Origin of the sequence: Microterricola viridarii (assembly GCF_001542775.1) — a bacterium.
Taxonomy (GTDB): domain Bacteria; phylum Actinomycetota; class Actinomycetes; order Actinomycetales; family Microbacteriaceae; genus Microterricola; species Microterricola viridarii_A.
Genome location: NZ_CP014145.1, coordinates 3163970 through 3176876, shown reverse-complemented (window position 1 = coordinate 3176876; position 12907 = coordinate 3163970). Strand labels below are relative to the sequence as shown.

Sequence of the window (12907 nt, the reverse complement as noted above, 5' to 3'; positions counted from 1 at the left end):
AACCACATCAAGGGGTTTCGGTTGGGCCAGCCAGCGAGCATTCGCTAGATGTCGAGGAAGCGCACGTCCTTCGCGTTCTGCTGAATGAAGTTACGGCGGCTCTCGACGTCTTCGCCCATCAGGGTGGAGAACACCTCATCGGCCGCGGCCGCGTCGTCGAGGGTGACCTGCAGCAGTGTGCGGGTCTCGGGGTTCATCGTGGTCTCCCACAGCTCCGAGTAGTCCATCTCGCCGAGACCCTTGTAGCGCTGGATGCCGTTGTCCTTGGGGATGCGCTTGCCGGCGGCCTGGCCCTCGACCAGCATCGCGTCGCGCTCCCGGTCGGAGTAGACGTACTCGTGTGCCGAGTTCGTCCACTTCAAGCGGTACAGCGGCGGCTGCGCCAGGTAGACGTAGCCGAGGTCGATCAGCGGGCGCATGTAGCGGAACAGCAGCGTCAGCAGCAGCGTGGTGATGTGCTGGCCGTCGACGTCGGCATCCGCCATCAAAACGATCTTGTGGTAGCGGACCTTCTCGGTGTTGAAGTCCTCGCCGATGCCGGCACCGAAGGCCGTGATCATGGCCTGCACCTCGTTGTTGCCGAGGGCACGGTCGAGCCGCGCCTTCTCGACGTTGAGGATCTTGCCGCGCAGCGGCAGGATGGCCTGCGTCTCGGGGTTGCGGCCCTGCACGGCGGAGCCGCCGGCCGAGTCACCCTCGACGATGAAGATCTCAGAGATCGACGGGTCTTTCGACTGGCAGTCCTTGAGCTTGCCCGGCATGCCGCCGGACTCGAGCAGGCCCTTGCGGCGGGCACCCTCGCGGGCCTTGCGCGCCGCCATGCGGGCGGTCGCGGCCTGCAGGGACTTGCGGATGATGTCCTTGGCCTGGTTCGGGTTGCGGTCGAACCAGTCGGCCAGCTCGACACCGACGACGCGCTGCACGAATGCCTTCGCCTCGGTGTTGCCCAGCTTGGTCTTGGTCTGGCCCTCGAACTGCGGCTCGGCCAGTTTGATCGAGATGACGGCGGTCAGGCCCTCGCGCACGTCGTCGCCGGAGAGGTTCTCATCCTTCTCCTTCAGGATGCCCTTTTCACGCGCGTACTTGTTGACCAGCGTCGTGAGCGCGGCGCGGAAGCCCTCTTCGTGGGTTCCACCCTCGTGCGTGTTGATCGTGTTCGCGTAGGTGTGCACGCTCTCGGTGTAGGCAGAGGTCCACTGCATGGCGACCTCGAGCGCGATCTTCTTGTCGGCGCCCTCCGATTCGAAGGAGATGATCTCGTCGTGCACGACCTCCGCCTTCTTGGCGTTGTTGAGGTACTCGACGTAGTCCTTGAGGCCCTGCTCGTAGAGGTACGAGTTGTGGCGGGGCTTGCCCTCGTCGTCGCGGCTGATCTCACGCTCGTCGGTGAGGTTGATTCGCAGGCCCTTGTTGAGGAACGTCATCTGCTGGAAGCGTGCCCGCAGCGTCTCATAGTCGAACTCGACGGTCTCGAAGGTGTCCGGGCTCGGCCAGAAGGTGATCCGGGTTCCGGTCTCATCGGACGGCTCGCCCTGCGCGAGCGGGGCGTCGGGGACGCCGTGCTTGAAGCTCTGTCGCCAGACGTGGCCCTGTCGGCGCACCTCGACCTCGAGGCGGCTGGAGAGGGCGTTCACGACCGAGGAACCAACGCCGTGCAGGCCGCCGGAGACCGCATAGCCGCCGCCGCCGAACTTGCCACCGGCGTGCAGAACGGTCAGAACGACCTCGACGGTCGAGATTCCGAGTCCCTGGTTCAGGTCGACGGGGATTCCGCGGCCGTTGTCGTCGACGCGCACGGCGCCATCGGCCAGGATCGTCACGTCAATCGTGTCGCAGTAGCCGGCAAGAGCCTCGTCGACGGAGTTGTCGACGATCTCGTAGACCAAGTGGTGCAGACCGCGGGGACCGGTGGAACCGATGTACATACCCGGGCGCTTCCGCACCGCTTCGAGGCCTTCGAGAACCTGGATCTCGTTTGCGCCGTACTCGGGCACTGGATCGCTCGTGTTCGGTTCCGATGTCATATGAAAATAGGCTCCTGACCGTCGTTTGGGCGACCTTCCGATCCTACCAAATTGAGGCCCTCGCAGTGCGGAATTTCGCCTTCTAACGGCCTCAATGTCGCGAGTTGACCGAATTTGCCGCCCTACCCGTAGGTATCGCGCGGGCCACGCCCTGGAATCGATCTGGGGCCCTTTTTCCAGGATGGGGCGTTCGGCCCTTGGAACCGGATGGAGACGACGCCCGCTTCTCGGAACTCGGTGGCGATGCGCGTCATGATCTCGACCCGCATGAGCCGCAATTGCGTCGCCCACGCCGTCGATTCGCACTGCACCGTGAGTACACCCTCGTCGATTCCGAGCGGCCTGGAGTGCTTCGCCGTCTCCGCCCCCGCGATAGCGACCCAGGAATTCAGCAGGTCTGCCTGGGTGAGCGGCGCCCGCCAGCCCAGCTGGTTGGTCAGCAGGGTGAGGGAGTCGCCGAGCCCCTTCGGGTCGCGGCCGACGCCGAAGGCCTGGCTCTCGGTCGGGTCGTGCTTCTTCTTGCGCTTCAGGCGCGGCCCGCGCGGCAGCCCGCCGAACACCTCCTTTAGGTGCAGGTACACCCGGCCGGCCTCACTCTCGATCGAATCGTCCGGTTCCATCGGCCTTGAATTCTGTTCAGCCATCAGCGACCTCAGCCATCGACGACCTCGCCGGCGCGGATGTGAATGGTGTGCGCGGTGAGCACGGCGGGGATGTCCTCGAGCACGGCGGCCGTGATGAGGACCTGCTCGTAGCCGGTCACGGCTTCGGCCAGCCGGCTGCGCCGCTGCTGGTCCAGCTCGGCAAAGACGTCGTCCAGGATCAGCACCGGGTCGCCGGATGCCGACTCTCGGCGCAGGATCTCGGCGGCGGCGAGTTTCAGCGCCAACGCGAACGACCAGGACTCGCCGTGGCTGGCGTACCCCTTGGTCGGGAGGTCGTTCAACATGAAGACGAGGTCGTCGCGGTGCGGTCCGCGCAGCGTGATGGCGCGGTCCAGTTCCTTGCTGCGTACCTCGCGGAGCGAGTCGCGAAATTTTTCTGAAGTGCTCTCTCCGCCGGTCCAGCCGTCCCCGCTTGCGTTGCCGTTGCTGGCACCGCTCCCGCCGGTCGAAACAGGCCAGCCGGAACCGTCGTCTTCTGCATCCGCGGCGGAGCCGCCGAAAATACTGAGCTGCGGCCGCAGCTCCGGGCCGTGGTCGTCGCCGGCGACCGCGTGGTAGGCGGCGCGCAGCGGCTCTCGGAGGGCGCGGGTCAGCAGCATCCGCTCGTCGATGATCTCGGATCCGAGCGCGACGAGACGCTCGTCCCAGATGTCGAGGGTCGAGAGGGCATCGCCGCGCACGCCGCGGGCCCGTGCCGATTTCAGCAGGGTGTTGCGTTGTTTCAGCACGCGGTCGTAGTCGGCAAGCACCCCGGCGAGGCGCGGGGAACGCAGAATCAGGAGCTGGTCGAGGAAGCGGCGCCGGCCGGAGGGGTCGCCCCGCACCAGCGAGAGGTCCTCGGGGGCGAACAACACACTGGAGAAGTAGCGCGGCAGTTCGCGCGGCTTGATCGCCGAACGGTTGATCTGTGCGCGGTTGGCGCCGCTGCGGTTCAGCTGCACCTCGGCCAGGATCGATCGCTGGGCGTGTTCGAGCCTGGCGCGGATGATCGCGGCGTCCCGGCCGGCGCGGATCATGGCCTGGTCGCTCGACACCCGGTGCGAGCCGAGCGTGCTGAGGTAGCCCAGCGCCTCAACGAGGTTCGTCTTGCCCTGCCCGTTGCGGCCGACAATCAGGTTCGGACCCGGGCGCAGCTCGACCTCGGCGACCGCATAGTTGCGGAAGTCGGTGAGGCTCAGATGGGATACGAACACGGCCTCAACCCTAGCCGGGGCCCTCTGACAGAGTGATCTGCACTCCGTCCGATTGCCCGTTTTAGCTGTCGGCTTTTTTTATCTCGTGGCCGCCGAACTGGTTGCGGAGCGCCGCGACAGCCTTCATCGCCGGGGAGTCCTCTTGCCGCGAGACGAAACGGGCGAAGATCGACGCGCTGATCGTGGGCACGGGCACAGCGTTGGCGATGGCTTCCTCGACGGTCCACCGGCCCTCGCCGGAATCGTCGACGTAGCCCTCGATATCGCTCAGATCGGCATCTTCGTCGAGCGCGCGCACGAGAAGCTCGAGCAGCCAGGACCGCACGACCGTGCCGCGCTGCCAGGCCTTGAATGTTCCCGGAACGTCCTTGATCAGGTCGGTGCGCGCATCGAGCAGTTCATAGCCCTCGGCGTATGCCTGCATCAGGGCGTATTCGATGCCGTTGTGCACCATCTTGGCGTAGTGGCCGGCGCCGACTTCGCCCACGTGCACGAAGCCTTCCTCACGCGGGCCTTCCGGGCGCAGCGCGTCGAAGACGGGCATCACCCGCTCCACCTGTTCTGCGGTGCCGCCGACCATCAGGCCGTACCCGTTCTCGCGGCCCCAGACCCCGCCAGAGACACCGGCGTCGATGAAGTCGATGCCGTGCGTTCCGAGCTGCTCTGCGTGCTTGAAGTCCTCGGTGAAACGCGAGTTACCGCCGTCGATCACGAGGTCGCCGGGGGCCAGCAGGCCGCCGAGCTCGTCGATCACGGCATCCGTGATCGCGCCGGCCGGCACCATGACCCAGACCGTGCGCGGGGCCGGAAGCGCGGCGACCATCTCGGTAAGGCTCGCGGCGTCCGTGACGGCGGGATTCCGGTCGTAGCCGGTGACCTCAATGCCTTGGGCGCGCAACCGGGAGCGCATGTTGTCGCCCATCTTGCCGAGGCCAACGAGACCGATATGCATGATGAACTCCCTGATCAGCGCAGCAGAAGGTTCGGCTGCAGCAAGTACTTGTAGCTGTCGGCACCCGGCTGCTCCTTCGAGCTCTGGCTGGTGATCAGCACGGGGCCGGGCTTGTTCGGGTTCTCGGTGCGGGTGAACGAGATGCGCACGAACTCGGAGTGCACCGCGCCCAGGCCGTCGAGCAGGAACTGCGGCTTGAGCGAGACGACGATCTCGTCGCCGGTCAGCACTGCGTCGATGGTCTCGGAGGCCTGGGCCTGCTCGGATCCGATCGCTTCCAGGGTGAGCCCGTCCGGCGTGAAGCTGTAGCGCAGCGCGGCCTCGCGCTCGAGAACGAGCGCGACGCGACGGGTGGCCTCGATCAGCTCGGCGGTGTTCATGACCGCGTAGTTCTCGATCGTGTCGGGGAACAGGCGGCGGACCGGGGGGAAGTTTCCCTTGATCAGCAGGCTGGTGACGGTCTTCTTGTTGGCCGTGAACGCGATCAGTTCGCGATCGTCGCTGTTTGTGATCGCGACGGAGATGTTGCCGGCGTTGCCGAACGTCTTGCCGACCTCCTGCAGGGTGCGGGCCGGAACAAGCGCGGTGATGGGCTCGGAGCTCGTGGTGCTGCCACTGTCCCAGTTGATCTCGCGCACGGCGACGCGGTAGCGGTCGGTTGCGACCAGGCCGAGGCTGTTCTCGCTGACCTCGAGCTGCACGCCGGTGATGACCGGGGTGACGTCGTCCCTGGAGGCTGCGACGGCGACCTGCGCGACTGCGGCGGCAAACTCTTCGGCGGGGACGAGCCCGGACTCGGAGCTGATCTGCGGGATGCTCGGATATTCCTCGACGGGCATGGAGAGCAGGGTGAAGCTGGCCGAGCCGCTGCTGACGACGATGCGGCTCTCCTCGGTGCTGAAGCGCACCGGGGCGTTGGGCAGACGGTTCGCGATCTCGGCGAGGAGACGTCCGGAGACCAGCACAGTCCCGGTTTCTTCGACGTCCGCCGCGATCTCCGTTTGTGCGGAAACCTCGTAGTCAAACGACGACAGGATCAGTCCGGTCTCTGTGGCCTGAATCAGCACACCGCTGAGGATGGGCAGCGTCGTGCGCTGCGGGAGGAGTTTGACGGCGAAGGAAACCGCCTCGCTGAACACATCCCGGTTGGCCTGAAACTTCACGAAGGCGCTCCTGTTCGCTGCTGGTCGTCTGCGCCTGACAGCGGGGCTGTCGGGCTGGGCTCCATGCTAACCCCTGCCATTACGGCGTGGGTTTCTTGTCATTCGTTTGGCACCGTGGGCGGCTCGTCCGTCCACAAGGTTGTCGCATGGGAGATCTATTTAAGAATTCTTTAACGGTCTTAACGGCTGTGGAAACTGTGGATAACTATGTTAATTCGATGTATACACAGCGAACTAGGCGGGGTCAGCCTGTTGAACTTGTGTGAGCGTTAACGACCTTCTGGATGCGGAACGACTGCGGGCAGAAGGCCCAAACCCACAAGAACACTGGATTCTTCAACAGCTTCACAGGAGTTGCTCATTAACTATCCACAAGTTATCCCCAACATGTGAGTAGTGGAATATTGTGGCGGCCCGGGCGCGTCGAGCGCAAGACCCTACTTGTAGCGGTGGTTCTGCTTGATCCGGTTGGTGAGCTCTGTCACCTGGTTGTAGATCGAGCGACGTTCCTTCATCAGCTCGCTGATCTTCTTGTTCGCGTACATGACCGTGGTGTGGTCGCGATTGCCGAACAGCTGCCCGATCTTGGGCAGCGAGAGGTTCGTCAGCTCACGGCAGAGGTACATGGCGATCTGCCTGGCCGTGGCGACGGCCTGCGACCGGCTGGAGCCATAGAGATCGTCAACGGTGAGCTTGAAGTAGTCGGCCGTGTTCGTGATGATGTCGACCGGCGCGATGACGTTGTCCTCGTCGAGCGTGATGAGGTCCTTCAGCACGGTCTGCACCAGGTTCATGTCGACGGGCGTGCGGTTGAGGCTGGCAAAGGCCGTCACACGGATCAGCGTGCCCTCGAGCTCGCGGATGTTCGACGACACCTTGGTCGCGATGAATTCGAGGATGTCGTCCGGCGCCTGCATCCGCTCCGACTGGGCCTTCTTGCGCAGAATGGCGATGCGGGTCTCGAGGTCGGGTACCTGCACGTCGGTGATGAGGCCCCACTCGAAGCGGCTGCGCATGCGATCCTCGAAGCCGGTGAGGGCCTTGGGCGGCAGGTCGCTGGTGATGACCACCTGCTTGTTGTGATCGTGCAGAGTGTTGAAGGTGTGGAAGAAGGCTTCCTGGGTCTCAGCCTTGCCCTGCAGAAACTGGATGTCGTCAATGAGCAGGATGTCGATGTTGCGGTAGCGGGACTGGAACACTGCACCGCGGTTGTTGGCGATCGAGTTGATGAAGTCGTTCGTGAACTCCTCAGAGCTCACGTAGCGCACGCGCACGCCCGGGTACAGGCTCATGGCGTAGTGGCCGATGGCGTGCAGGAGGTGGGTCTTGCCCAGACCGGAGTCGCCATAGATGAAGAGCGGGTTGTATGCCTTGGCCGGTGCCTCGGCGACAGCGACGGCTGCGGCGTGGGCGAAACGGTTGGACTGCCCGATGACGAAGTTGTCGAAGCTGTACTTCGGGTTCAGTCGGGTGTCATTGGACTGCTCTGGCGAGCTGTGCTCGAAGACTGACTGCGGCGTCGCCGGGGTCTCGACGACATTCGCCGGCTGCTGCACGGGTGCGACGGGCGCCTGGAGCGCCGGCGGGGCGAGGGTTCCGGGTTCCTGGGACTCGAAGGCCTGTTGCGTCGCCACCTCGTTCTCCAGCTCCGGGTTGACCACGACATAGAAGTTGGCGATAGCGGGCGTGCCGATTGCGCTCATGGCCGCAAGCAGCGAGGTGCGCATGCGCTGGTTGAGCATGCTCGCCGTGAAGTCGTTGGGCACCTCCAGGTAGAAGGTGCCTGCGGCGATGCCCTTGGGCTCGACCAGATTCAGGAATCCGTAGAGCATCGGGGTGATGGTGCTGTCGGTCGCGAGGCCGGCGAGCACTGCGCCCCAGGTGTTCTCGATCGGCTGTTCGACGTCGGCCATTGTTTCTCCACACTTACTCGGTGACTCTTCGGCGCTAGTGGCCCCTCTCGGCGTCGCCCTGCAGTGGTGCAGCGCGGGATGCCGGTGGCAGCACATCCGAGAAAGTGAAAAGTACTCACAGAGTTATCCACCCCTGTGTGTAATTCTGACAAAACTAGCGGAATTACGCGCATCTTGCTGGGGATAACTCGGTGCCTCACGCTAATCTCTTGAAGGGCCCACTCCAAATCGCGCTCTAGATTGCCGTGTGCCGGGTCAACATAAGCTGGGAATGACGTAGGGAATCCGCGGCCTGACGCGGTTCCGGTTTGACCACAGCCGGTCGAGGCCGTAGTTTTAATAGGTTGACCCCAGCCTTCTGGCTGCCCAAATTTCTTTCCCGGCCGCTCTCTGGCTCGTGGAGATCGAACACGTGGAGTACACACAATGAGCAAGAGAACGTTCCAGCCGAACAACCGTCGTCGCGCCAAGGTGCACGGTTTCCGTCTGCGCATGCGTACCCGCGCCGGCCGCGCCATCCTGGGCGCTCGTCGCCGCAAGGGTCGCGTCGAGCTGTCCGCTTAAGCACCCAGGCTTCGTTCAAGCCCAGTGCTTGCCAAGGCGAACCGCATCACAACGGCCGACGACTATAAGGGCGTCGTCCGCAGGGGGCGGAGATACGTCACGGCTCATTTCGTGACGTACGTGCGCTCCGGCGCGGAAGTGCAGACTTCTGCTGCCCGGGGCGCTCGTTTTGGATTTATCGTCGCCAAGACCGTCGGCGGTGCCGTGCAGCGTAATCGCGTGCGGCGCCGGCTCAAGGCGGCGACTTTTGCGCTGCTTGATCAGGTTCCCTCCGGAGCCGACGTGGTCATTCGCGCGCTGCCCGGGAGTTCCGACATTTCGTGGGACACCGTGCAGAGCGAGGTTTCTACCTCGCTACGGCGTTCGTCGAACCACGGCGCGGCACGGCGCTCGGAAGTCGCATCGTGAACAGAATTCTGGCCACGATACTGCTTATCCCGCGCAACGCCGTTGTTTTGTTTCTGCGCGGCTACCGTGCGGTGATTTCTCCGCTCTACGGAGATGTCTGTCGTTATTACCCCTCATGTTCGCAGTACGCACTCACCGCAGTGCAGGACCGCGGAGTCGTCGTGGGTGGTGCACTGGCGGTCAAACGCCTGGTGCGATGCCATCCCTGGGCGGAGGGCGGGATCGATGATGTTCCCCTCAAGAGTGTTCAGCGTTATCGCGTGAACGCATTCGGCTTTGTCGTTGCAGGCCAAGGAAAGGGCTAACCCCAACAATGGACTTGATCTCGATCGTTCTCTGGCCGCTGAAGTGGGCGGTTGAGCTCCTTCTGGTGGGCTGGCACTGGCTGCTCAGCACGGCCGGCCTTGACCCCGCTGCCGGTCTCACCTGGGTGCTGTCCATCGTTGGCCTCGTGCTCGTCGTACGCGCCGCCCTGATCCCCATCTTCGTCAAGCAGATCAAGAACCAGCGCCGCATGCTGGAGGTTGCCCCGCAGCTGAAGAAGATCCAAGAGAAGTACAAGGGCAAGAAAGACCAGTTCTCGCGCGAGGCCATGTCCCGCGAGACGATGGAGCTCTACAAGAAGACGGGCACCAACCCGCTCAGCTCCTGCCTGCCGCTGCTCCTGCAGATGCCGATCTTCTTCGCCCTGTTCTCGGTGCTCAACGACGCCCAGCACGGCAAGTCCGGTGTCGGCCCGCTCAACGAGACTCTCGCCAAGCAGTTCGGCGATGCCTCGCTCTTCGGCGTCGCGCCACTGCACAGCTCCTTCGCCTCGCAGTGGACGCTGATGATCGCAGGTCAGCCCTTCGACGCCGCCGTGATGGTCATCGCAGCCATCATGGTCGTGCTGATGACCGCATCGCAGTTCATCACGCAGCTGCAGATCGTCTCTAAGAACATGTCGCCGGAGACCAAGGCGAGCCCGATGTTCAAGCAGCAGCGCATCATGCTCTACCTACTCCCCCTCGTCTTCGCCTTCTCCGGTGTCGCGTTCCCGCTCGGCGTCATGTTCTACTGGCTCACCTCGAACGTCTGGACCATGGCCCAGCAGTTCCTCGTCATCCGCAACATGCCGACCCCCGGCAGCGAGGCCGCCAAGGCCCGCGAGGAGCGCCTTGCCCGCAAGGGAAAGCTCATCGCGACCGACGGAACCGTTATCGTCGTAGACGAGGAAGCGGCCAAGCCTTCCCAGCGGCAGCAGCCGATCAGCAAGAACCGGGCCAAGAAGCAGGCCAAGCCCGGCGAAAAGAAGTAGGACGATGATGACCGACGTGCAGAACATCCCGACTCCCGACGACATCGCCGTCGAGGCCCCGGCCTTCGTCCGTGACGCAGCCGGCGACACGACCGCCGCGGAACGCTCAGCAGCCCCCACTCAGGCCCAGCTTGAGCAGGAGGGTGACATCGCCGCGGACTACATCGAGGAGTTCCTCGACATCTGCGACCTGGACGGCGACATCGACATCGACGCTCGCAATGGCCGCGCCTACCTCTCGGTGAATGCCGGCGAGGGCGCCAACATCTCGGTGCTTTCCCGTCCCGACACGGTGAACGCCCTGCAGGAGCTCACCCGGCTCGCCGTGCAGAGCAAGACCGGTGTCTTCTCTCGCCTGATCCTCGACATCGGTGGCTCGCGCGATGCCCGCGAGGCAGAGCTCACGGCTCTTGTGACCCGCGCCATCGAGCGCATCGAGGCCGGCGCCTCGTCGGCAGCACTGCCTGCAATGTCCTCCTACGAGCGCAAGCTCGTGCACGACATCGTCGGTGAGCGCGGCTACACGTCCGAGTCTGACGGTGAAGGTCGCGATCGCCACACCGTGATCAGCCGCCGCGCATAGTTTCACGTGAAACGATGATCGACACCCTCGAAACGGAACCGTCGGCTGCGGCAGCCGTGTTCGGTGAGCAGTTGGCCCTTGGCCGCGCCTTCACGACGAACCTGGCCACCCACGGCGAGGAGCTCGGTCTGATCGGCCCGCTGGAACTCCCCCGGCTCTGGACCAGGCACGTCTTGAACTGTGCGATTGTCGCGCCACTGCTGCGCCCTGGCCTGGTGGGCGACGTCGGCAGTGGCGCGGGTCTCCCCGGTCTGGTGCTCGCCATCGCACGCCCCGACGTGAACTTCGTTCTGATCGAACCCATGGAGCGTCGCGTTGCGTGGCTCAACTCCCAGGTGCAGGAACTCGGTTTGCAGAACGTTGAGGTTCTCAGGGCTCGGGCCGAAGAGACCAAGCGCGAGGGCAGCTTCGACCAGGTCACCGCGCGCGCAGTGAGCGCTCTGCGAACTCTGCTTCCGTTGACCGCTCCCCTGCTGAAGCGGGGCGGTGAGCTCGTGCTCATGAAGGGTGCGGGGGCGCCGGCCGAGATCGGCGCGGCCGAAAAGGCCATTCGCAAGTACAAGCTCAGCGCCGTTGAGGTCCTTGTGCTCGGTGAAGGAATTCTGAGCGAGGAAACTCGCGTCATTCGGGCTACAGTGGGTTAGTCGCCGTCTCGGACATTTCTACCGTGGACGGCGCATGCTGTGCTGATCGCTCAGTACTGGGCGGAATCGCATCGGCAAGCTTCTAGGACGACCGACCGCAGGGAATGGATAGCAGATGGCGAGTGCCGCGAGCCGTGGATGGTTCCACAAGAAGGGGCGTGAGGATTCCGTCTCGGAACCCGCGGCCGGCATCACTTCGGCGCAGACTGACCCCACTCCTGTTGTTTCTCTCGCCGCATTCGACGCCATTGTCGATGCCCAGATGAACCCGAGTGCTGCTGAGGATGGCTCCCACAGCACTGAAAACGACCCAAACGCAACGCCGCCGGCTATCGCTGACAACGAAGACATCGTTCTTGTCGACGACAGCGCCGGTGACCACCAGGAAGAAGCACCGTTTCACGTGAAACAATCCATCGAGACTCCAGCTGTTCCGGACGCTCCCGAGCCCTCCGAGCCCTCCGCTCCCCCGGCCCCCGCGGCTCGCGCCGCGGCCAGAGTTTCGGTGCCCGCCGTGAGTGCAGCGATCGACTGGGATGCGGCGACGCACGCGGCGATGGCCGAGGATGCCGCATCCGACACAGTGGCGTCTCACTCCTCCCCTGTTGACAAGGCACCGCTCGCCGACGAAGTCGCGAGCCTCACCCGCCGGCGACAGGCGATCGCCGAGCTCACACTCCCCCTCCCCGAGAAGACCCGTGTGCTCACCATCTCGAACCAGAAGGGTGGAGTCGGCAAGACGACGAGCGCTGTCAACCTCGCTGCTGCGCTCGCCCGCCTCGGTGCCAAGGTGCTCGTGATCGACCTAGACCCGCAGGGCAATGCCTCCACCGCCCTCGGAGTCGAGCACCGTGCTGACGTACCCAGCATCTACAACGTCATCATTGAAGATCTCCCGCTCGGTTCCGTCGTGCAGAAGAGCCCAGAACAGGGTGAGTTGTACTGCGTTCCAGCAAATATTCACCTGGCTGGAGCGGAAATCGAGCTGGTTTCTCTTGTCGCTCGTGAGCAGCGACTGCGTCGTGCGCTCGACGTTCACCTCAGCGAGATGGACGAGCCATACAGCTACGTCTTCATCGACTGCCCGCCATCCCTCGGCCTGCTGACGATCAACGCCTTCGTGGCGGCCAGCGAGGTTCTGATCCCGATCCAGTGCGAGTACTACGCGCTCGAGGGACTCAGCCAACTGCTGAAGAACATCGAGATGATCGAGAAGCACCTCAACCCGGTGCTCCGGGTTTCGACCATTCTGCTCACGATGTACGACGCCAGAACGAACCTGGCGAACCAGGTGGCGCAAGATGTGCGTGACCACTTCCCCCAGCAGGTGCTGAGCACGATCATCCCCCGCTCCGTGCGCGTCTCTGAGGCGCCGAGCTACGGCCAGAGTGTGGTGAGCTACGACACCAACTCCTCTGGCTCGCTGTCGTACCAAGAGGCGGCCGCCGAAATGGCCCGCCGCGGTGCACCCCAGGTTTCAGCACGAACGGGAGGGAAATAG

General features: G+C 64.1%; 13 protein-coding genes. 7 read left to right on the top strand and 6 right to left on the bottom strand.

Annotation, left to right across the window (positions count from 1 at the left end; all coding sequences use genetic code 11):
* Window positions 1-44: 44 nt before the first annotated feature.
* The 6 genes from gyrB to dnaA all read right to left on the bottom strand — a co-directional run bounded on the left by gyrB (window position 45) and on the right by dnaA (window position 7910).
* The gene (gene gyrB / locus AWU67_RS14545; protein ID WP_067230622.1) at window positions 45-2024 is read right to left on the bottom strand and encodes a DNA topoisomerase (ATP-hydrolyzing) subunit B; all 1980 of its coding nucleotides are present in this window, start codon (window positions 2022-2024) and stop codon (window positions 45-47) included.
* Between the two features lie 122 nt (window positions 2025-2146).
* On the bottom strand, window positions 2147-2668 hold the full coding sequence (locus AWU67_RS14540; RefSeq protein ID WP_082717030.1) for a DUF721 domain-containing protein: 522 nt from the start codon (window positions 2666-2668) through the stop codon (window positions 2147-2149).
* An 8-nt stretch (window positions 2669-2676) separates the two neighbouring features.
* Window positions 2677-3882, bottom strand: a complete 1206-nt coding sequence (gene recF, locus AWU67_RS14535; protein ID WP_067230614.1) for a DNA replication/repair protein RecF — start codon at window positions 3880-3882, stop codon at window positions 2677-2679.
* 61 nt (window positions 3883-3943) lie between these two features.
* Complete coding sequence (gene gnd / locus AWU67_RS14530; RefSeq protein ID WP_067230611.1) at window positions 3944-4834, bottom strand: phosphogluconate dehydrogenase (NAD(+)-dependent, decarboxylating); 891 nt, start codon at window positions 4832-4834, stop codon at window positions 3944-3946.
* A 14-nt stretch (window positions 4835-4848) separates the two neighbouring features.
* Window positions 4849-5997 (bottom strand): DNA polymerase III subunit beta, encoded by a 1149-nt coding sequence (dnaN, locus tag AWU67_RS14525; protein ID WP_067230607.1) that lies wholly within the window; start codon window positions 5995-5997, stop codon window positions 4849-4851.
* A gap of 437 nt (window positions 5998-6434) precedes the next feature.
* Window positions 6435-7910, bottom strand: coding sequence for a chromosomal replication initiator protein DnaA (gene dnaA, locus AWU67_RS14520; RefSeq protein WP_067230604.1), 1476 nt, complete (start codon window positions 7908-7910; stop codon window positions 6435-6437).
* A 426-nt stretch (window positions 7911-8336) separates the two neighbouring features.
* Between dnaA and rpmH the strand changes: the two genes are divergently transcribed.
* From rpmH to AWU67_RS14495, 7 genes are all read left to right on the top strand, one after another.
* Window positions 8337-8474 (top strand): 50S ribosomal protein L34, encoded by a 138-nt coding sequence (gene rpmH / locus AWU67_RS14515; RefSeq protein ID WP_047408363.1) that lies wholly within the window; start codon window positions 8337-8339, stop codon window positions 8472-8474.
* 24 nt (window positions 8475-8498) lie between these two features.
* Window positions 8499-8882 carry a ribonuclease P protein component gene (gene rnpA / locus AWU67_RS17035; protein WP_082717029.1) on the top strand — a complete coding sequence of 128 codons (384 nt, stop codon included), beginning with the start codon at window positions 8499-8501 and terminating at the stop codon, window positions 8880-8882.
* Window positions 8879-9187, top strand: a complete 309-nt coding sequence (yidD, locus tag AWU67_RS17030) for a membrane protein insertion efficiency factor YidD (RefSeq protein ID WP_082717028.1) — start codon at window positions 8879-8881, stop codon at window positions 9185-9187. Before rnpA ends, yidD begins: the two co-directional genes overlap by 4 nt.
* Before the next feature lie 8 nt (window positions 9188-9195).
* Entirely contained in the window at window positions 9196-10179 is a 984-nt protein-coding gene (yidC, locus tag AWU67_RS14510) for a membrane protein insertase YidC (RefSeq protein ID WP_067230600.1), read from the top strand.
* Window positions 10180-10186: 7 nt separating this feature from the next.
* Window positions 10187-10762, top strand: a complete 576-nt coding sequence (locus AWU67_RS14505) for a protein jag (protein WP_082717205.1) — start codon at window positions 10187-10189, stop codon at window positions 10760-10762.
* Between the two features lie 14 nt (window positions 10763-10776).
* Window positions 10777-11406 carry a 16S rRNA (guanine(527)-N(7))-methyltransferase RsmG gene (rsmG, locus tag AWU67_RS14500; protein WP_067230596.1) on the top strand — a complete coding sequence of 210 codons (630 nt, stop codon included), beginning with the start codon at window positions 10777-10779 and terminating at the stop codon, window positions 11404-11406.
* Between the two features lie 556 nt (window positions 11407-11962).
* Entirely contained in the window at window positions 11963-12907 is a 945-nt protein-coding gene (locus AWU67_RS14495) for a ParA family protein (protein WP_067232866.1), read from the top strand.

What these genes read in the sequence shown, in the direction of transcription:
- AWU67_RS14505 (WP_082717205.1), top strand. Translation starts at nt 10,187, where the DNA reads ATGACCGACGTGCAGAACATCCCGACTCCCGACGACATCGCCGTCGAG.
- rsmG (WP_067230596.1), top strand. Translation starts at nt 10,777, where the DNA reads ATGATCGACACCCTCGAAACGGAACCGTCGGCTGCGGCAGCCGTGTTC.
- yidC (WP_067230600.1), top strand. Translation starts at nt 9,196, where the DNA reads ATGGACTTGATCTCGATCGTTCTCTGGCCGCTGAAGTGGGCGGTTGAG.
- AWU67_RS14540 (WP_082717030.1), bottom strand. Translation starts at nt 2,668, where the DNA reads ATGGCTGAACAGAATTCAAGGCCGATGGAACCGGACGATTCGATCGAG.
- AWU67_RS14495 (WP_067232866.1), top strand. Translation starts at nt 11,963, where the DNA reads ATGGCCGAGGATGCCGCATCCGACACAGTGGCGTCTCACTCCTCCCCT.
- rpmH (WP_047408363.1), top strand. Translation starts at nt 8,337, where the DNA reads ATGAGCAAGAGAACGTTCCAGCCGAACAACCGTCGTCGCGCCAAGGTG.
- dnaA (WP_067230604.1), bottom strand. Translation starts at nt 7,910, where the DNA reads ATGGCCGACGTCGAACAGCCGATCGAGAACACCTGGGGCGCAGTGCTC.
- gyrB (WP_067230622.1), bottom strand. Translation starts at nt 2,024, where the DNA reads ATGACATCGGAACCGAACACGAGCGATCCAGTGCCCGAGTACGGCGCA.
- gnd (WP_067230611.1), bottom strand. Translation starts at nt 4,834, where the DNA reads ATGCATATCGGTCTCGTTGGCCTCGGCAAGATGGGCGACAACATGCGC.